Annotated in this window: 12 protein-coding genes; 1 reads left to right on the top strand and 11 read right to left on the bottom strand. The window is 28.7% G+C overall.

The window, feature by feature from the left end; all coding sequences use genetic code 11:
* Positions 1-95: 95 nt before the first annotated feature.
* From CNEONATNEC86_RS01635 to CNEONATNEC86_RS01595, 9 genes are all read right to left on the bottom strand, one after another.
* Positions 96-1,628, bottom strand: a complete 1,533-nt coding sequence (locus CNEONATNEC86_RS01635) for a Tn7-like element transposition protein TnsE (protein WP_159135428.1) — start codon at positions 1,626-1,628, stop codon at positions 96-98.
* Entirely contained in the window at positions 1,609-3,159 is a 1,551-nt protein-coding gene (locus CNEONATNEC86_RS01630) for a TnsD family Tn7-like transposition protein (protein ID WP_159135427.1), read from the bottom strand. Before CNEONATNEC86_RS01630 ends, CNEONATNEC86_RS01635 begins: the two co-directional genes overlap by 20 nt.
* A gap of 42 nt (positions 3,160-3,201) precedes the next feature.
* Complete coding sequence (locus CNEONATNEC86_RS01625; protein WP_159135426.1) at positions 3,202-4,881, bottom strand: AAA family ATPase; 1,680 nt, start codon at positions 4,879-4,881, stop codon at positions 3,202-3,204.
* Positions 4,878-7,031 (bottom strand): Mu transposase C-terminal domain-containing protein, encoded by a 2,154-nt coding sequence (locus tag CNEONATNEC86_RS01620; protein WP_159135425.1) that lies wholly within the window; start codon positions 7,029-7,031, stop codon positions 4,878-4,880. Before CNEONATNEC86_RS01620 ends, CNEONATNEC86_RS01625 begins: the two co-directional genes overlap by 4 nt.
* Entirely contained in the window at positions 7,028-7,867 is an 840-nt protein-coding gene (locus CNEONATNEC86_RS01615; protein ID WP_159135424.1) for a TnsA endonuclease N-terminal domain-containing protein, read from the bottom strand. The genes CNEONATNEC86_RS01620 and CNEONATNEC86_RS01615 overlap by 4 nt, the downstream gene beginning before the upstream one ends.
* Before the next feature lie 245 nt (positions 7,868-8,112).
* The gene (glmS, locus tag CNEONATNEC86_RS01610) at positions 8,113-9,939 is read right to left on the bottom strand and encodes a glutamine--fructose-6-phosphate transaminase (isomerizing) (protein ID WP_125149645.1); all 1,827 of its coding nucleotides are present in this window, start codon (positions 9,937-9,939) and stop codon (positions 8,113-8,115) included.
* A gap of 660 nt (positions 9,940-10,599) precedes the next feature.
* Complete coding sequence (locus CNEONATNEC86_RS01605; protein WP_058293477.1) at positions 10,600-11,835, bottom strand: TolC family protein; 1,236 nt, start codon at positions 11,833-11,835, stop codon at positions 10,600-10,602.
* Between the two features lie 387 nt (positions 11,836-12,222).
* Positions 12,223-15,393 (bottom strand): efflux RND transporter permease subunit, encoded by a 3,171-nt coding sequence (locus CNEONATNEC86_RS01600; protein WP_159135423.1) that lies wholly within the window; start codon positions 15,391-15,393, stop codon positions 12,223-12,225.
* Positions 15,394-15,397: 4 nt separating this feature from the next.
* Positions 15,398-16,600: an efflux RND transporter periplasmic adaptor subunit gene (locus tag CNEONATNEC86_RS01595; RefSeq protein WP_125149643.1), complete on the bottom strand. Its 1,203-nt coding sequence runs from the start codon at positions 16,598-16,600 to the stop codon at positions 15,398-15,400.
* Between the two features lie 421 nt (positions 16,601-17,021).
* Here CNEONATNEC86_RS01595 and CNEONATNEC86_RS01590 point away from each other — a divergent pair, with 421 nt between their 5' ends.
* On the top strand, positions 17,022-17,363 hold the full coding sequence (locus tag CNEONATNEC86_RS01590) for a MarR family winged helix-turn-helix transcriptional regulator (RefSeq protein ID WP_230132121.1): 342 nt from the start codon (positions 17,022-17,024) through the stop codon (positions 17,361-17,363).
* 350 nt (positions 17,364-17,713) lie between these two features.
* On the opposite strand, the gene CNEONATNEC86_RS01585 is transcribed toward CNEONATNEC86_RS01590, so the two are convergent.
* Together CNEONATNEC86_RS01585 and CNEONATNEC86_RS01580 are read right to left on the bottom strand one after the other, a co-directional pair.
* Positions 17,714-18,961, bottom strand: coding sequence for a TolC family protein (locus tag CNEONATNEC86_RS01585; protein ID WP_159135422.1), 1,248 nt, complete (start codon positions 18,959-18,961; stop codon positions 17,714-17,716).
* Positions 18,962-19,038: 77 nt separating this feature from the next.
* A complete protein-coding gene (locus CNEONATNEC86_RS01580) occupies positions 19,039-22,182 on the bottom strand; it encodes an efflux RND transporter permease subunit (RefSeq protein ID WP_125149641.1) in 3,144 nt (1,047 codons plus the stop codon).
* Between the last annotated feature and the right edge of the window lie 2 nt (positions 22,183-22,184).

Genomic DNA, 22,184 nt, shown 5'->3' with positions numbered 1-22,184 from the left:
TTGCACCTCTTTGTAAATATTAAATATTCTTTACATTTGTTCCCTAAAAACATTATACTACATTATAATAATAATAGATTAATTTTGAAATAATATCATATACTTACTATTTTGCTATATAAATTTTCTTTAAATTTTCCTATACCATTTCTACTATGCTTACATTTAATAGTTTTGACTTCTAACATATTTATTTCCTGAATTTTTTTACTGCTCCAAGAGCCATTCATTATTACCAAATCCTCAAGAATTTTTTTATAAATATATTCGTAATTTTTATTTTTTTCTCTTTCAATTATTAAAGTTGATAACATCCTATTTTCTCTTTCTACTTCAATAATACTTAATTTTTTTCCATCACCTTTAATTACTTCTGCTATTACACATTTACGCCTGTCAATAGCATTGCTTAAGTATGAAAATTTTCTTCCTACTGGTAAATTAACAACCTTTATATCTACACTTGATATCCAACTAAACCCTTCTAGTTCTTTTATAATAGCTATAAAACTTTCTAATTCTTTTGATAATACTTTTTCATCTACTGCGGAAATTTCGATTCCAATACTACTTCTATACCCACCTTCTGAAGATAATGTCCTTAAATTGTCATCTTCCTTAACATACTTTTGCGTATACTCGTCTTCAAATGATCTTAACTTTCCTTCACGTTGCTTAATCTTTTTTATTTTAGGTATATTAACATACTCTTGAATTATCAAATCATTATTAATATTTTCATCATAATTATTAGAACCATCCATATTATTATCAATTATTTTATCATCACTATTATTGTCTATATAAATATATTTCCTGTTTTTAGCTTCATCACTTTTTTTTCGTTCTTCAAAGCTAGGATGATATATTTCCACTCCTTCAAATTTAATTTCCTTTAAATTTACTTTTAATATTTCCATAATAGTAAAACCATATTTATGTGTCTTAACTCTTGCTCTAATATTAAACTTGGGAATATTAAATTCAAATTTTAATGTTCCATAATTCAACATGCTATATCCTACGTTACTATACATTTGAAAAATTTCTTGATTACTTATCATCCATGCCAAATGATTATAGTATTCATCTTTTAAATATGATGTTTTATACTCTTTAGAAAAATATAAATTAAGAATATTATCTTTTTCATGGTAGATAAAATAATCTTCCCATATATCATTATATAAAATAGTGTTTAGCATAAACGAATTTGGAGCTAAAACAGCTCTTACTATTTCAATTATTGGAATAGTATATAAAACATTATTTTTCCAAAAACTAAAAGTTTTAGATTTACTTTTATAATTACTTTTCTTTATATTCCAATCTGATTCGTTGTATTTAGGCATAATGTTGCTTAACTCTATATTTATTGTTTTCATTATTCCTTCATCATCTATTATTTCACCTGAATTTAAATCTCCATCAGTATAATACTTATCAATAGATAAAAAATGTATGTTGGCCCAATCTTGAATTACCTTTTTAGTAACTTTTCCATCACAAAAATAAGTATCAATCATCCATTTATTATTTTCTTTAAATGGTTCTCCAATCCATATCAATTGAACCTTTTGTCCTTTTTCAAAAGGCCAGTTTTTTAATTTAAGCTTTATTCTCCCCATAATATAATTCTCCCAGTTTCTCGTTTAAATATTTTTGTAATTCATCTTTTACATTTTTAAAATGTTCACTTCTAATTCCAGCTATTCTTTGCACTTCCCATAGCTTTATTCCTTCTTTATCTATATATTTATCAATTATAAATTTTCCCCGTCTTATTTGAAAATCTGTTGTACTTTCACATACTTCATCAAAAAATTTCTTTACTAAAGGTAAATTATCTAATTTCTTTTCTATATTAGATAATATTCCTAATGACTTAGATAAACTTCCTTTTGTAATACGAATCATAGTTTCACTATTAATTAATTCTTCATATTTTTCCTTTAACAATTTCAAATACTCTTTATCACGTTTATCCCAATCTACTCTTCTATTATCTTGTTTAATTTCAACTTTTTTAGGTAAAGTATTTAATAGCCATTCTTTATCATATCTATAAAGATACATATATTCTTTTTTACATCTACTTCGTATCTCCGTCCTTGATAGATTCTTGCTGTCAGCTATTTCTTTTAAAATAATTTCTTTATACATTTTTAATTTATTTATATCTGCATTTTCTAAAAAATAATGTTCATTTCTTTTATTTATTTTTCCTAGTTTACAATCCGTCTTATAAAAAAATTCTTCAATATTTCCACATAAGAAATTAATAAACAGCAGATGTCTTAAAGGATGTGATGCTCTTTTAGATTTCCTTGCCAGAACTTTAAGCCAGTTATATTCATTGTTATAATCTATATTGCAATCCAATTTGTCTAAGAATGTTCTTCCATAAAAATTTATGAATTCTTCATATAGCTCTCTTTGGTTTATTGTATTATTTCCCTTTAATAGCCCCTTTTGAAATAATAATTTTCTATATTTCATAAAAACTTTTTCTTTAGACATACTACTTAAATTAGCATTTAATAAATAATATGAATCTTCAGCTAATTTTAAATGCTTATCATAATCATCAATAATACTATCATCAGTTTTTAAATCTAAGTACCTTTCTTCTAACCTGATATATTCAATTCTGCTTACATCAACTTTCTTCAAAGAATATTCCTTCAGCAAAACACCATGATGAGGACATAAATATATTCCTTGTAGTTGATGTTCACGGTGAATATATGGCTCTCCGTATTTATCCAAATCATCATCAGCACATAATGGACAGTAAAAAATCCCATCCTTTTTACATATAGCTCCCGCTACAATTCCTAACCTTGTATATAATGCATAACTTCCTTTATTCTTTATTTCATCAATAGTTTGATTTTTTACTCTTTCAGAAATAAAAGGTGAATAATAAGGCATAATAGTATGTTTTATTATTAATTCATCTGAACTATATTTCTTTCCTAATACTTTTGATAAATATTCAAAGTTACCACCTATTTCAAATGATGGTATCATAGTTCTCTTACCAAAACATTCTTCAATAGTATCTCTAAAATCAACATTTCCTGAATAAAAATGATATCTAGCTATAGTTGAATATATTAATTCATCCTTGTAGGGATCAGTAAAAAAATCTAGCATTAATATCGCTCCTTATATTTTTACTCTCCCATCCCCTCATAATTAATTAACTTTTAAAAATTCTTCAAAAGGATCTTTTATAAAACCCTTTTCTTTTAATAGTTCATATGGATGTATTTTCTGCTTTATAGCAGCATCATATATTCCTATTAATCCTTCATTGCTCTCACATTGTTTCTTTCTATTTTGGTTTTCTCTTAATGTTTCATTAAGCTCCATAGCTTTCTTAACAGCTTCAAGCTTTTGAATATTATATTCATCGTCAATAGCAGATTTTTCTACTATCTTTTCACAAATTTTTTGAATATCGTCATTACTTAAATTATCAAACAAATTCATCGCTACTAAATCTAAAATCAGATTCTCTGTTACACTTTTTTTCTTAAATTCCACTGACTTTTTTCTTTCTTTAAATGATTCTTTAATTAAACCTGTTAACTGTATATCATTCTTATAGTTCATTGCTATTTCATCTAAATTGATTGAAATATCCTCATACTTCATAATATCCGCTAAATTATTGTTTCTGAGAGCTTTAATCATTGGTTTAATCATCTGTAAATCATTTTTAGCTGTTTCTCTTACAATTCCAATAGTTATTTGTTCTTTGCCCTCCTGTAGTGCTCTTTCTTGCGCTAATAAGAATAAATTAACTGCTACTGCTGTAATGCCTTGGCATTCATCATAAAATACATCCATCAGTTTATCTGTTAATTGAGCTATTTTCTTTAATCCTTGAAATTCCCATATAGATTCCATAAAGAACTTCCACTCATCATCTTCTTTGCTCATTCTATCCCACATAATAGAACCTTCACTAGCCGCTCTTCTCGCCTGCCTAAAGTTTCCCTTAAATATCTTTTGTGCTTTACTGGTTCCAATAAGTACTGTAGGTATTCCAACTGTATTAGTAAGTGTAACGAAAAAATCAAGCATTTCTTCCATATCATTTTTTGCATTTAACAGATGTTGTATTTCATCTATAACTAAGACACCTATTCCATATCTCCATGCTAATTTGGTCATATTAATTAACATCGTTGATGTTATTCTATTAGAATACCCAAACTTTTCTAAATATCTTGTTCCTAAAATATCATCAATTGCAGAAAAGAAATTCTTACACAACGTAGATAAGTTTCCATCATAAGGGCAGTCGACCTTTAACCATACTATTTGTGTTCTTGTAAGGTTTATCCCTTTATATTCGAAATGCTTAATTACTTGTGGATACATCAAAAGTAATCTTTCAATAGCTGTTGTTTTTCCTATTCCTGAAATTCCTATAATAGATATACTATCAGCAGTAGACCTAATGTTGCTTAATTCATCTTGCAGGCTATTATCTTTAATTGATTCATCATCTAACTCGTTAAGTATCCTCAAACTTTTCAAAAAGCTTTTATCTACTGGATTTCTACTTAAATATCCACGCCTTATTAATGCAGATAGCATTCTTTCTAATCTGATATGTATAGGTAACGGCTGAATAAAGCTTTTTGCTCTCTTTATAATGTGATACCTCAAATTTTCTGGCTTACTTCTATCTTCATCCGTAATCTGCGGAAAAACTGTGAATTTGTCGACCACGTCTTCCTCAGTAAATATATTAGGTAATGCTTCTATAAATGGATTACATGAGTATTCTTTTATTTCTTGTTCTTTATAAACAGCTTCCTCAACGCGCCCTTTAAGTATTGTTATCTTTTCACTATCTTTCACTTTTTCTCATTCCTTTTTCGCTTGATCATTTCCAACAATCTTTTATCTCCATTACTTTCTTTAGTTTCTTCATCTGGTTTAATTAATTCAATGGCTTCTGCTATCTTATTATTCTCAATATTGTTTTCTTGACCTAACTTAAAACTTTCATCCTCCCTATTCAATTCCTTTTCTACCATTCTATTTTTCTTTATTCCTTTTAATTTTTCTGCTGAACTTTTATTGTAATCAATATCCTTTTGCTTAGCTTTTTTTGCTTGAATTACTATTTCTTCAATTTCTTTTTCAAAATCAACTTTATTTTGATTCTGCTCTTTTTCTTCCTTTTCTTTTAATTCAGACATAAGTTCTTGATTAAATATAATTTCTTCTAATATGCAGTCTTTATATTGCAAACTTGTGCTTATTAAATAACATTCATCATAACTTAATCCATTGTCATATGGAATATAAATACTATTCATATTTCTAGGATCATAAACTATATTTATACTTCTAACATTATTATTTATAAACCATTGCTCTTTAATTGCTTTATCTGAACTATAATACAAACCTTTAAACCTTATTCCTGCCCTTGATATACTTGCTTTACCTCTAGGCAGTATATTAAGCCTTAAAACTTCTCTATCTACGGTTTTTAATCGTCCTTTCCTATTTTCCATTCCCCATTTCCATAATTGTAATGGTGTTGGAACAATTTCATCCTCAATCATTTCTTTATCCATAGGATATTTATCTATTAATTTACTATTATGATGTAAAACAATATTAATATATATTTTTGTAAATTCTTCTAATGTTAATGTTGCATCTAATCTATAATCTCTATCTCCACGCTTTCTAAATTCTTTTTGAATTGCTCCTGGAGTTGTATGTTTAATTTTTTCATTTGTTGTTCTAAAACTTCGCTCAACAATCCCTTTTAAATCACCTCTATACGGTGAAGTATTTTCTATCTTAACATCTAAATTATTAATTAAGTTTTCTACGGAATACCCCTCAAATTCGCCTCTATCAGCTATTATTATTTCAGGAAGATGTTTGCATGGCCATTGCTCTGGTTTTATATCAATTCCATATTTTTTGCAAAATTCAGCCTTATCACAAATCATATTGTCAAGAGCCATCATTGCTCCTATCCATGAAGGTCCTTCAAGTCCTACATAAATTCCTGTAATCATCCTTGAAAAAACATCTATTATCGCATATATAATAGGTCTTCCAATAACTCTATTTCTATTTAGAGAACTTACTAGATAAACATCAGCTATTGTAGCATCTACTTGAAATCTAGTTCCTGGTCCATCAGTTTCTTGCTTTGAATTACTTAAAAGCTCCCTATGTTTAAGATTAAATTCTTTTTCACTTTCTCTAAATGTAATATCTTTTTTAATATCCTCATTCTTCCTAAACCAATAATAGAATTGAGTATATGTAGGTATTCGTGATTTATCCCATACTTTATGTTTTATCTCATTATTTTCTTTATAACTATCTGAATAGAAATCTCTTAACATAAAAATATAAGTTTCTTTAAGTGATATTTTTTTATTATTTCTATAATATTTATTAATTGAAAGTTGAAAATGTTGCTTTACTTCATCTGTTATATTTATTCCTTTAATTGATTCACCCTCATAATCAACTTTTCTAGGTCTTCCAACTTTAACATCAGCTAATTTTCTTTCTTTACCTCGAGCACCTGAATTAATATAATCTGGTAAAAGAGCATTTTTATTCATTCCCCGCTGCCAATAGCGACTAAACAATTTTTTTACCTTAGGAACACTTATACCTGCTTGCTCTGATATTTCTTCAAATATTTTATTTCTATATTTCTTTTCTAATAATCCAATTTTATTGGGATCCCAAAATTTCAAAATGATTTTCCAATCATTTTCCCTTTTGGAAATCTGCAATTCTGATAAATTTTTTTCATCAATTATTCTTGCAAACGGATCTTTAATAGCAACTAATTTCTCCGTAGTAATTTCTTGTGCAATAGTTTCTATCAATTCTTTTCTAGGCATAGATGTTGCCCCATCTATATTTACTATATAAATATAGTCATCTATCATATCAATAACTCTAATTCGTTCTTTACTAACATCATCAACATATTTATATACAGAGTTAATTTCAATCATATAGCTTCCACCTTCTTAATATCTTCTTTTCTTAACTCAAGAATAGGTAAGTTTTTATTTACATCAATTTCTTTTGTAATATCTATTTGAATAATCTTATTAATAACTAAATATTTAAAAATACTTAGTCCACTTCCTTTTTCTAAATCCATATCATCATCAAACTCAGAAGATATTTTCCTTACACTTCTATTATCATCTATAATTCTTTTTATAAATTCATATATTAAATCTTTTAATTCCAAGCTATCTATATTAATAAAACAATCTATTGATGAAATATCTTTATATCCTTGAACAAAACTTATATTATGTGCTGCTACTTTATCAATCTCATTTTCAGTTACTATGCCCCAATCTATTTCTTTTCTTTGCCAATATACTCTTTCTATTTCAAATTTCTCTAATATACGTTTATTAAACAGTTCATCTTTATTTTTTATTGTTCTGGCCAACTCCATATATTTTCCATTATTATTTACTGTCACTAAAAAATCCGTTGTCATAACTATTGGCTCATTAGTTTTAGGATCTGTTGGATGCTTTATTCCTAATTCAATTGCAATATCCATAGTTTCTTCTAATGGTAATAATGGATACTGTTCTCTTATATCCACTACATCATCTGAAAACTCTAATAAATAAAAATAATTTCTTTCAACATCAGATAGTAATTCATGTTGTCTTCCAGTTTTTATACCCTTAACTCGTGTAACCCTCCCCAAAGATGCTATATCTTGTATTCTTATCCACGGAATATAATCCTTTCCTATACCAGTTCCACGTCCGTCGCTTATCATTTTATTTATTTTTTTAGTTCTTTCCCTTTTAGCCATTATTTTCACCTCAAAAATATAAAAGCTAGACATTCTTTTAATAAAAATGTCTAGCCTTATTGGATCTATTATTCTATTTTTATCATTATTGCAATACTAAACATTCATTTTTAGTATTACCAATTAAATTTATTTTGATACAACTTTGTTATAAACGATATAACTTTATTACAAATGATACGACTTTATTATAAATGATTTAACTTTGTTACAAATCTACATTTAAACAAATTTATTATTTATCTTTATTCTACTGTAACGCTTTTGGCTAGATTACGAGGTTTATCAATATCACAGCCTTTAAATTTAGCGATATAGTAAGATAATAATTGAAGAACTGCAACTCCAAGCACTGGTGCAAATATATCTATAGTTCTTGGAATATAAATAACCTCATCTAGAACTTCTTCCACACCTTTAGTTCCTTCATAGCAAACTCCTACTACTTTAGCTCCTCTAGCTTTAATTTCAACAATATTGCTTATCATTTTTTCTTTTAAAGCTTCTTGAGTTAATAATGTTACTACCTTAGTGCCTTCTTCTATTAAAGCTATTGGGCCATGCTTTAATTCTCCACCCGCGTATGCTTCAGAATGAATATATGATATTTCTTTTAGCTTAAGTGATCCTTCAAGTGCTAATGCATAATCAAGACCTCTTCCTAAATAAAACATATCTTTTTCTTCATATAAATTCTTAGCTATATCTTTTATCTTATCTTTATCTTCTAATACTAATTCTACCTTTTCAGGTAAGTTTAGTAATTCTTCTTTTAACTTATTTATTCTTTCACTCTTAACTCTACCTAATATTTTAGCAAATGTCATTGCCATCATATACATACCAATTATTTGAGTAGTGTATGCCTTTGTTGAAGCAACAGATATTTCTGGTCCAGCTAATGTGTATAATACATGATCAGCTTCTCTTGATACTGAACTTCCAACAACATTAGTAAGTGCAATTATTGTAGCGCCAATATTTTTGCAGTTTCTCATAGCAGCTAATGTATCTGCTGTTTCTCCAGACTGGCTTATTACAATTACTAAAGATTTTTCTGTAACTAATGGATTTCTATATCTAAATTCTGAGGCAATATCAACTTCTACAGGTATTCTTGCAAGTGATTCAATTAAATTTTTTCCTACAAGTCCAGCATGATATGCAGTACCACAAGCCACTATAAATACTCTATCAGTATTTAATAAATCTTCCTTAGTTATTTTTAATTCATCAAGTAAGATTTCATTCCCCATAGATACTCTTCCTGCTAAAGTGTCTCTTATAGCTCTTGGCTGTTCATGAATTTCTTTTAACATGAAGTCTTCAAATCCACCTTTTTCAGCTGCATCTTCACTCCATGTAACATGATATATATCTTTTTTAATTTCATTTCCTTCTGTATCTACAAGCTTAACACCATTCTTATCTATTACAGCTATTTCGAAATCCTCTAAAAGATAAACATCTCTAGTATAGCTTAATACAGCAGGTATATCTGATGCTATAAAGGATTCTCCTTTACCTAACCCAACTATTAATGGACATTCTTTTCTTACTGCTATTAATTTATCTGGTTCATCTTTGCAGATTATTCCTAAAGCATAGCTTCCTTCAAGTCTTTTAAGTGCTTTAGTTACAGCTTCAAATAAATCTCCTTCATAATAATAATCAATTAAGTTAGGGATTACTTCTGTATCAGTTTCTGATTTAAAAGTATATCCTTCTCCTTTTAGCCAAGTTCTTAATGCTAAATAGTTTTCAATGATCCCATTTTGAACTACAGCTATTGTTTCTTTGCTATTTAAATGAGGATGAGAGTTTGCATCTGATGGTGCACCATGAGTTGCCCATCTTGTATGACCTATACCTATACATCCCTCAACTGGATTTTGCTTTATATTATCTGCTAAATTAGATAATCTTCCTTTAAATTTTCTTACCTCTAAATGATCTTTATTAAATACAGCAACACCTGCAGAGTCATATCCTCTGTATTCTAATTTTGATAATCCATTTATTAAAAATGATGTTGCCTTTCCACTTCCTAAATATCCAACTATTCCGCACATATTAAATTCTTCCTTCCTTATTTCACAAATTAAGAATCCATTTTAAACATACGAATTACTTGTTCATTAGCTTACTAAGGAACAAGTGTTAAAAATTCAAGTGTTTAAAAAGTTCCTTTTTCCTAACAAACATATCTAGCTAGGCTTCTTTATTCATAATTTTATCTAAGTCTTAAAACTTTATACTAGTAATACCAAAATATTAAAATATCATTGCAAATTACTTTACAATTAATAATCATATTAAATAAAAAAAGGGCATAATAGTCCTAGTACCTAAAAGCCTTAAACTTTAGAAGGTTTTAACACCAGACTGGATTTGTTCTTTAAATCACTTTAAAGGTTTGCCAGCCGTTAACGGTAGTGCTTAATACCGTGGGGCACCCGCCGAAGTTTCGATAACTCCCCAACCTCGTCAACTTCTTTCGAAGTTCTGGCGCTTTAAATATAGATGCTTTTTAAAACTATCCCTATATAATTCCACCTTTCTATTTCTTATTTCACACCCTTTTATATATTTTATCATATAAATTAGTTTTGTCTATAATATATAATATTAAAGTGCTTTTAATTATGTGATTAATAATAATTTAAGAATTTATCTATAAAAATTGCATCCTAAGTTATTTAGGATGCAATTTAAAATTCATTAAATTTGTATTATTGTCCAGCAGAAGATGAACTGCTTACTGCCCAAGGTTTTTCAAATACTATCTTCAATTGATAATATTGATTTAATGTCTGTCTCAAACTAATATCTAATTGTCTATACCCTGTTGCAGCTGTATTATAGTCATTAGTAGTCATCAATCCTAATTGATATTGTAGCTTTGTATTCGCTAAGCTTTTATTAGCTATATCAATATTAGTTATTAATTGATCAATTCCATCTTCCATTGCTAGAATATTAGAGTAATTACTTCGTAACATATTTTTATATGTTTTCTCTTTTATGTTTACTCCAGCACTTGCAGATTCACTACCCTTTTTAGCCTCTAAATAGCCTTTATATGCAGCTAATGCTCCATTTTTAGCAGTATTATATGCTTCTTCATTAAGATCATATCCTATAACATTTCCATCGGAATCTGTTTTAGGAATATTATAAAATTTATCTTTATCTGGCATTTCTAAATCATCTAAATCATCATCTTTCATATCGTCTACAGCATCTTCTAGAAGATCAGCTAATTCTCTATCATACTTAGTAATAATGCTTATTTTATCATCAATATAACTTTCAAGATCACCATCTAGTTTCAATTTTTCATAATTTAATCTATCATCAAATGTATAGTTATTTACATTTATTCCTGTAGCTAATTTTAATTTTTCTTTTAAATCATTAAGTGAGTTTATTTTAGCCTGTAAGGTATCTTTTTCAGTCTTAAGAGAAGCTTCTTGCTTGGACATAGAAACAGAATCAATTAAACCTTTATTATATTTTAATTTCATATTACTTGTTTTTGTTTCTTCATTATTAACAATCTCTCTTTGATATTCAACCTGCTTTTCAGCTAATACTATACTGTTATAAAGATTAGTTATTTCATACTCTACTGCATCTTTTCTAAATTCTTTTGATTGCTTAGCAGAATCTATATTTACATCATTTTGGTCTTCTCCATTATCATTATCAGCTTCATCATAATAATCCTGCAAATCTTTATAATAATTTAAATTGCTTGATAATATTTTCATTTGATCATCATTATTTAGGCCTGCTTCTATCGCTTTATCTAAAGTGAGGATTTTCAAACTATTTTCTGAAGCCCCTGATATTGTGTTTATCTTACTATCTCTTATAGTTTCAGTTGCCAGTACAGGAGATACATTTCCTACTATTACACTTAAACCAATTCCAATAGCTATTAATTTATTAATGTTTTTCTTCACTTTCATACCTCCAAATGTATTATTTATACAATTAGCAATGAAGACTATACAAAATGTACCTCTTCATTACTATAAATTCATTCATTTAATAACTCATTCTTTATAATCAACTAATAAATTCCCTTAAGCTCTAATGCTTTAAATCTTAATATTTTTTTACGTTAATCTATATAATTCCACCGTTTCATTCTCTTATTTTATACCCTTTTATATATTTTACCATACAAATTAGTTTTGTATATAATATATATTATTAACATATTATTAACGATTTAAGAACTTACTTAATAATGCTTTTCTTAACTTTCATACCTCTAACTATATTATTAGATATTAGTAATGAAGACTCTGCAAATTGCACGTCTTCATTACCATAAACAAATATATTTATTTTTTTAATTTTTCTTTTCCATTTTTTATTATATTTTTAAAATTAATTTTTAATTTGTTATTGCCATTATAATTTGAATCATTAGAGTCTTTTTTTAATATTTTTCTTATTTTTTTCTTAAATGAATTTTCAATTCTATCAAATATCAAATATAAAGTTGGTATTAGAACTAATGTTACTAATGTTGATACAGTAAGTCCTCCAATAATTACTATAGCAAGTGGCTGCATCATAGCTCCACCTTCACCAAATGCTAATGCACTTGGAATCATCCCAACTATAGTTGTCATTGTTGTCATAAGTACTGGTCTAAGTCTTGCTGCTGATCCCTTAGCTACAAGTTCTTCCAATGTTCCATCAAATTCTGATTCTCTAAGCTGTCCAATATAGTCGATTAAAACTATACCATTATTAACAACTATACCAACAAGTAATATGGCACCAAGCATACCTACTACATTTAATGTAGTTCTTGAGATTACCAATGCAAGAACTACTCCAACAAATGCAAATGGTATACTAAACATTATTATGAACGGTTTATTAAATGATTCAAATTGAGCTACCATTACCATATATACCAGAATTAATGCTATTATCATTGAAAATACAAGACCACTCATAGATTCATTCATCATTTCAGCTGTACCACCAACATCTATTCCATAGTCTCTAGGCATATCAACTTGATTAACTGCTGCAACTGCTTTGGCTGATGCAGAATTGGTATCTAATCCATCTGCTTTTGCTGTAATTGATATTGAATAGTCACCATCTGTTCTTGAAACTGATTTTAATCCTTCTGACATTTTGATATCTGCAAAAGCACTTAAAGGAAACTCTTGTCCTGTTGCTGATTTTATTTTTATCTGTCCTATATCATCTACGCTATCTATACTTGAATCTTTAAATTTTAAGTTAACATTATAATCATATCCATCTATTGTTACTGTACTTGTATCTGAGCCACTTATTGCTGTACGTAACGTTGATGCTACTGATGCTGTATTTATTCCATATAATGTTGCTTTTCTTTTATCTATTTTAAATTGTGCTTCTTGATTTGCATCTGATAATGATGTTTCTACATTTCTGAATCCTGGGATCTTTTCCACATTAGCCTTCGCTTGATTAGCTATTTCTTCTAATACATCTAAATCAGGTCCCTTTATATCAACTTGAACTTCACCAGATCCTCCCATAGACATACTACTGCTCTGACTTACATTAATTTCGCAATCAGGAATTACCTTTAATCTTTCAATTACTTCTTGTTCTATTTCATCAGTTGATCTATCTCTTTCTTTAGATGAAACTAAATCTAAATTTATACTTGCACCTGAACTCATTAACGAGCTCATTCCTGAGCCTGTTCCAAATGAAGTCACCATCGTTTCAATTTCTGGTATATCTGCAATCTTTTCTTCAGCCATTGATACATAATAATCACTTGGCTCTAAATCTAATCCTTCAGGTAATGTGATTGATATGCTTAACATACCCTCATCACCTGTAGACATAAAATCCATACCTATCGCACCAGAAAAGCCTAAAATTATTGAACCAATAAACATTCCTATACTTATAAGTACTACTACTGTCTTATGCTTTAATGAAACAGTGATGAGTTTTTTATATATTTCACTAACCTTATCAAATATAGGAGATTCTTTCTCTTTCATTTTAGCTGCATTTTTCCCACCACTTAATTTAACAAATATACTAGGCACAAGAGTTATTGCAACTATCAATGATAATGTAAGTGCAAAAATAAGAGTTTTAGCTAATGATCCAAACATTATCTTAGTAAAGCCTTCTGTAAACAGGATCGGTAAAAATATTGCTACCGTTGTTAATGTTGAAGCTAAAACTGCATTAGAAACTGTTTGTGTTCCTTGAATTGCTGCTTCATCTAATGGTAAAGCATCATTTTGTCTATATTTAAATATGTTTTCAATAACAACTGTTGCATTATCAACAACCATACCAACTGCTATTACAAGCGAACTTAATGTTACCATATTTAAAGTTTCACCAGTGAAATAAAGCAATGCTATAGCACCCACTATTGACGTTGGTATTGATACAGCAACAACAAATGAAGCCCTTCCACTCTTTAAGAAAAGTAATATTACAAAGAAGGCTATCACTGCACTTAATACCAAGTTATTCATTACATCTTTTATAGATGTACTAATATACTCGCTTGTATCATTTACTATCTTTAAATTATATTGTGGATTTTCTGAATTCAACTGCTCAACAATTTTATTTACATTCTTCATAACTTGCACTGTATTTGAATCTTGTTGTTTTTGAATATCCATAACCAAACTTTCTTGGCCATTATATCTATATACTGATGTCTTTTCTACAACTCCATATTCCACATCACATATTTTATCTAGATTAACTGTTTCTCCTCCAGATACAGGCACTTGAATTGACCTTATATCTTCTATATTCTCAATTTTATCTACTCCTCTAATTACGATTTTATCTTCACCTTGAGTTATAGATCCATATGGATAACTTTTATTAGCTGCTGATAAAAGCCCTTTTATAGTATCTAATGATACACCATAGTTTGAAAGAACTGCTGGATCTGCTGTTACATTAATTTGAGTCTTTTCACCACCATTAATATCAGCAGATGTTATCCCATCTACAGATTCTAATTTAATTTGTACTGTATCTTCAGCATATTTCATTATGTCATCTGTACTTCCATCACCATTTACAACAATTTGTGCTATGGCTTGGGCATTCATGTCCATTTTTAATATACTTGGTGATTCTACATCATCCGGCAAAGTCATTTTGACTCCATCTATTTTAGTTCTTACATCATTAAGTTTCTCATCTACATCAGTTCCATAATCAAACTGCGCCACAACCATTGATACACCTTCACTTGACTGTGATACTGTTGTTTTTACTTTAGATATACCTGAAAGGCTCTTTTCAATTGGCTCTGATATTTGATCATCAATATCTTCTGGTCCTGCACCTGGCCACGTAGTCATAACCAGAACTACTGGTATCTCTATATCTGGCATTAAGTTAGCTGGCATTTTCATATATCCTATTCCACCAAACATCATAACGACTAAAAATACCATTATTATAGTAAGAGGACGCTTTACTGAAGTTCTTGTTACACTCATGCTGTTAATCCTCCTTTACTACTGGGAATAACTTGCTGCCATCATCAATAAGTGATGTTCCTCCAATGACTATTGTATCGCTATCACTTACTCCACTTGTAATTTCAATTTCTTCTGCTGTTTCAATTCCTGTTTGGACTTCTACTTTACTTGCTTTATTTTCTTTTGTAACTATGTATACATATTTTTTATCATCTTCTTCGATAATTGCTTTTCTAGGAATTGTAATTACTCCAGATTCTTCTTCGATGCTAACTTCAACTTCAGCTGATACTCCTGCTTTAAATTTGCCTTCTCCATTATCTACAAGTATCTCTACATTATATAATGATGATGAATTATCAATAGTAGTAGGAACTGTTTTAACTGTACCAGTAGTTTCATCATCTCCAATTATAACTTTAACTTCTTTTCCAACAGCAAATTTATCTAAGTCATTAGCTGTTATTTTTAAATCAACCTGTAATATATTAGGATTAGATATAACAAATGCAGCTCCTTGTTGACTTATAAGTTCATTTTCATTACAATTTTTAGCTGTTATAATTCCATCAACTGGTGCAGTTAATGTAAGTTTATCTATATTTCTTGCTGCAGAATCATAACTAGCTTGGGCTTGTTCAACTCCTTTTTGGCCTGCTTCTACAACTTTTGGAAGTAATTCATCATAACTCTTTATTGCACTATCTAATGCATCTTTAGCCTGATTATATCCCTTTTCAGCTTGTTTATAGGTATCTTCGCTTATTACATCTGCTTCATAAAGCTCAGTCTGTATATCATAATTTCTTTTTGCTTCATCATATGCTAGTTGTGCTGATTTTAAACTTGATTCCATTTGTATTTTGGTTTGCTCTATGGTACTATCACTACTAGCCTTAGCTGACTCAACAGCTGCACGAGCCGTATTGACTCCATCCCTTACATCATCACCCTTTATCGTTAATAAAACATCCCCTTTATGTACTTGTTGTCCAACTTCAACTTTTATCGATTCTACGGTTCCACCTATTTCTACTGAAACAGCCGTTTCATCTTTAATCTTTGTCGTTCCTATAAAAGTATTTGTATTTTTTATTTCTCCATTTTTAGCTGCTTTTACTGATACAGCTACTGACTTATCTTCTTGTTGAACTTCTTTACTTCCACATCCAACCAAACTAAATGCAGTAATACTTACTAAAAATAACGCCAAATATTTTTTCATACTTTCCTCCCCAATCTACCCAATCAATAACTTTTACTATATTATACAATTATTTGCACTTCTTACCTTTTTCTTTAATATCAGCTTAAACAGAATATATATATTTTTTATATTGTATACTATACTTCTTTTAAGTGTATTATGTAATTGATTATAATTTTATAACTATTCTAAGTCAATAACTTTTTTCCTTGTTAATAAATTATTCATAGTCTATAATAATATTAATGAATTTTTAAAATTTAAAGTATGTTATATGAGCTTTGATATATACTATGGATGAAATTGTATTAAAAACATTAGCAGATTCTTTATTTGATTTTTTAATAATATCTAGAAATAGTGTTACGAATGGTGATGAATTTCTAAAAACTTTCCTGTGCCACCAAAACAATTTCAAGAATATATAGAAAAGTTCCCTATGCTGCCACCTTCACATATAAAAGTTATTATTTATCTTTATGGAATAAATTCAGCTCCAATGTCTCAAATTGCTTCTACTCTAAATATTTCTAAATCAAATATGACACCAATTATAGATAAACTTATATCTTATGGACTTGTTAAAAGATATACTGATGAAAAAGATAGAAGAATTCTACGTATTGAACTAACTGAATTAGCATTTAATATATTCAATCATTTTAAAAATTATGCGAAATCAGTCTTGTTAAATAAAGTATCAATTCTTCCTGATGATGATCTTGAAGAAGCACAATATTGCATTGAAAAATTAACTTCTATTTTCTTAAAGCTGTCTTAAATCCAAAAAATAAATCTCAAACCCTGTGGAGTTTGAGATTTATTATAAAATTCTTTTATGTAAAAAAAGCATTTTACATAAAGACTATACCGTTAATCAGAAGGAATAGAATTTGTTCATTGGTACGTAAAAAGAAAAAATCCATTACAAAAATCAATTTAAAACCTTGAAGAATATCTTTCAAAATCGAACTAAAAATCATTTATTTGAGTTAAATAAAATTGCATAAACTTATTTTTAAGTCTTTTAATTAAGATTGTTTAAGTGTATCTATTTATATAAAAACTGTAAGTTCAAAAAATCAGTATGAAAAAATAGCGCCCTAAATAATTTAGGATGCCATTATGAATTTATTGATTATCTTTTTGTTGCTCAGAATCTGAACTGCTTACTGACCAAGGTTTTTCAAATGTTGTTTTTAATTGATAATATTGATTTAATGTCTGTCTCAAACTAATATCTAACTGCCTATACCCTGTTACAGCTGTATTATAGTCATTAATAGTCATCAATCCCAATTGATATTGTAGCTTTGTATTCGCTAAGCTTTTATTAGCTATCTCAATATTAGTTATTAATTGATCAATTCCATCTTCCATTGCTAGAATATTAGAGTAATTACTTCGTAACATATTCTTATATGTTTTCTCTTTTATGTTTACTCCAGCACTTGCAGATTCACTTCCCTTTTTAGCATCTAAATAACCCTTATATGCAGACAATACATTATCTCTAGCAGTATTATACTCTGTTGTATTAAAATCATTTCCTATAACATTTCCTTCAGAATCTGTTTTAGGAATATTATAAAATTTATCTTTATCTGGCATTTCTAAATCATCTAAATCATCATCTTTCATATCGTCTACAGCATCTTCTAGAAGATCAGCTAATTCTCTATCATACTTAGTAATAATGCTTATTTTATCATCAATATAACTTTCAAGATCACCATCTAGTTTCAATTTTTCATAATTTAATCTATCATCAAATGTATAGTTATTTACATTTATTCCTGTAGCTAATTTTAATTTTTCTTTTAAATAATTAAGTGAGTTTATTTTAGCCTGTAAAGTATCTTTTTCAGTCTTAAGAGAAGCTTCTTGCTTGGACATAGAAACAGAATCAATTAAACCTTTATTGTATTTTAATTTCATATTATTTGTTTTTGTTCCTTCATTATTAACAATCTCTCTTTGATATTCAACCTGCTTTTCAGCTAATACTATACTGTTATAAAGATTAGTTATTTCGTATTCTACTCCATCTTTTCTGAATTCTTTTGACTGCTTAGTAGAATTTATGTTTACATCATTTTGATCTTCTCCATTTTCATTATCAGCTTCATCATAATAATCTTGAAGATCATTATAATAATTTGATTTACTTGATAGTATTTTCATTTGATCATCATTATTTAAACCTGCTTCTATTGCCTTATCTAAAGTGAGGATTTTCAAACTATTTTGTGCTGCCCCTGATATTATATTTATATTACTATCTCTTATAGTTTCAGTTGCCAGTACAGGAGATACATTTCCTACTATTACACTTAAACCAATTCCAATAGCTATCAACTTATTAATGTTTTTCTTCACGTTCACACCTCCAAATGTATTATTTATACATTTACTAATGAAGACTATACAAAATGTATGCCTTCATTACTATAAATTTATCTAGATTTTACTTTTTCTTTTCCGCTTTTCAATATATTCTTAAAATTAAACTTCATCTTCTTATCATTCTTAGGTTCATCATCTGAATCCTTATTGAATATTTTTCTAAGTTTTTTCTTTACTGAAGTTTCTATATTATCAAAAATAATATATATTGTTGGTATAAGCACTAAGGTTACCAATGTTGATACGCTAAGTCCACCAATAACAACAACAGAAAGTGGCTGCATCATTTCTCCACCTTCACCAAATGCAAAAGCTGAAGGTAGCATACCTATTATAGAAGTTAATGCTGTCATTAAAACTGGTCTTAATCTTGTTGAAGATCCCTTTGCAACTATTTGTTCTAAACTTCCTCCAATATCTGATTTTCTTAGCTGCTCAATATAATCAATTAATACTATACCATTATTAACAACCATACCTATCAATAATATTGCCCCCAACATTCCTATTACATTTAATGAAATTCTACTTACTACAAGTGCTAGTACAACTCCTATAAATGCAAATGGTATGCTGAACATTATAATAAATGGTCTACTAAATGATTCAAACTGAGCTACCATTACCATATACACAAGAACTATAGAGATTAACATAGCAGATACAAGGCCTGACATAGCTTCATTCATTTGTTCTGCATCTCCACCAACATCTAATCCATAATCTTTAGGGAAATCTAATTGCTTTATTGCTTGCATTGCTAAATTGTTTGCTTTATTAGTATCCATTCCATCTGCTATACCACTAACAGCTATAGAGTAATCTCCATCTGTTCTTGATATTGATTTAACACCTTTTGCGATTTGAATATCTGCAAAAGCGCTTAATGGTACTTCTTTTCCACCTGCTGATGTTACAGTTATTTTTCCTACATCCTCTATACTATTTATACTATCTTCTTTTAGCTTTAAGTTGATGTCCATACTATAACCATCAATTGTTACAGTGGTTGCATCAGTTCCAGTAATTGCAGTACGTAATGTTGATCCAATACCCACAGTATTAACACCATACAATGCTGCTTTTCTTTTATCTATTTTAAATTGAACTTCTTCTTTACTATCACTAAGGGTAGTTTGTACATTCCTAAAATTTGGAATTGCTTTCAATTTTTCCTCAGCTTGATTTGATAATACTTCTAAAACATCTAAATCTGGTCCTTTTATGCTTATCGATACACTTCCACCGCTGCTACCACCCATACCACTTGAACCAACTGTTATTTCGCAGTCTGGAATAACTTTTAATTTTTCTGCAACTTCCTTTTCTATTTCAGAAGCACTTCTATCTCTTTCTGTTCTAGGTGTTAACATCATATATATCGAACCTGAACTTTTGTCTACTTCAGTTAACATTCTATCAAGTTCTGGAGTATTCATTATTTTTTCTTCTGCCATTGATACATAATACTCACTTGGCTTTAAATCCAAGCCATCTGGTAACTTCATGCTTATTTGAACCATACCTTGATCCCCCATAGACATAAAGTCCATTCCTATTAATCCTGAAAAACCTAAGACTATAGACCCTATAAATAACCCAAAGCTTGTCAACACTACTATTGTTTTTCTTTTTAATGACCAAGATATAAATCTTTCATAAAATGCACTTATTTTATCAAATAATGGTGTTGGCTTTTCTCTCATTTTAGCTGCATTTTTTCCACCACTTAATTTAGCATAAATACTTGGTACAATAGTCATAGCTACTATTAAAGATAATGTTAAAGCAAAAATAAGTGTTTTAGCTAATGCACCAAACATTATTTTAGTAAATCCTTCAGTGAACATAATCGGTAAGAAAATTGCTATTTTAGTTAATGTTGATGCCATAATAGCATTTGATACTGTTTGTGTTCCTTTTACGGATATTTCCTCTACATCAAGCATATTATCTGATCGCCTATGCTTAAATATATTATCAATAACAACTATAGCATCATCAACAACTATACCAACTGCAATTACTAGCGAACTTAATGTAACCATATTTAAAGTTTCACCAGTAAAGTATAGTAATGCAATAGAGCCAATTATTGATGTTGGTATTGCAACTGATATTACTAAAGATGCTCTTAAACTCTTTAAGAACAAAAGTATAATACCAAATGCAATGACTGAGCTAAGAACTATGTTTAACATTACATCCTTTATAGATGCCCTAATATATGATGATTCATCATATGCTACAGTGAGCTTAAATTGTTCATTTTCTTTATTTAATTGATCAACAGTTTTGTTTACTTTATTCATTACTTGAACAATATTTCCATCTTGTTGTTTCTTAATATCCATTCTTAAAGCAGGTTTTCCATTGTATCTTTGTATTGACTCTTTTTCTTTAGATCCATAATTAACGCTACATATTGTTCCTAAATTAACAGTCTCACCTTCATTTGTAGGTATTTGAATTAATCTTACATCTTCTAAAGATTCAATTTTATCAACCCCTCTTAAAACAAGAGAGTCCTCTCCTTGAATAATAGAGCCATAAGGAGTAGTTTTATTTGAACTTGCTAAAATTCCCTTTATTGCATCCAAAGAAATTCCATAGTTTCTTAATACAGCTTGGTCTGCAACTACATTTATTTGAGTTTTATCTCCCCCTTGTATATCTGCTGCATTTACACCATCAACAGATTCTAACTTAGGTTCAACTATATCTTCTGCATATTGCATTATGTCATCTGAATTTCCTTCACCTTCTACTATAATAAAAGATATCGCTTCTGAATTCATATCAAATTTTTGAATAGTTGGTCTATTTACATCATCCGGTAATGAGCTTTGAACTGTATCTACTTTTGATCTTATATCATTAAGTAAATCATCAACCTTTGTTCCATATTCAAATTGTGCAACAACCATTGAATAGCCTTCTCCTGATTGGGAAGTTGTTGTTTTTACACCTTGAACTGATGAAAGAGCTTTTTCTATGGGCTTTGATACTTCTTTATCAATATCCTCTGGTCCTGCACCTTGCCATGTAGTTTGTACCATTACGACTGGAATATCAATATCAGGCATTATATTTGATGGCATTTTTAAATATCCTATTATTCCAAATAAAAGTACTATTACAAATACCATTATTATAGTAAGTGGACGTTTAACTGAGGTTCTTGTTATGCTCATAT

The sequence above is a fragment of the Clostridium neonatale genome, from assembly GCF_900465025.1.
In the GTDB taxonomy this organism is placed as follows: domain Bacteria; phylum Bacillota; class Clostridia; order Clostridiales; family Clostridiaceae; genus Clostridium; species Clostridium neonatale.
The sequence above is the reverse complement of the archived record's forward strand: the minus strand, read 5'-3'. Positions and strand labels throughout refer to the sequence as shown.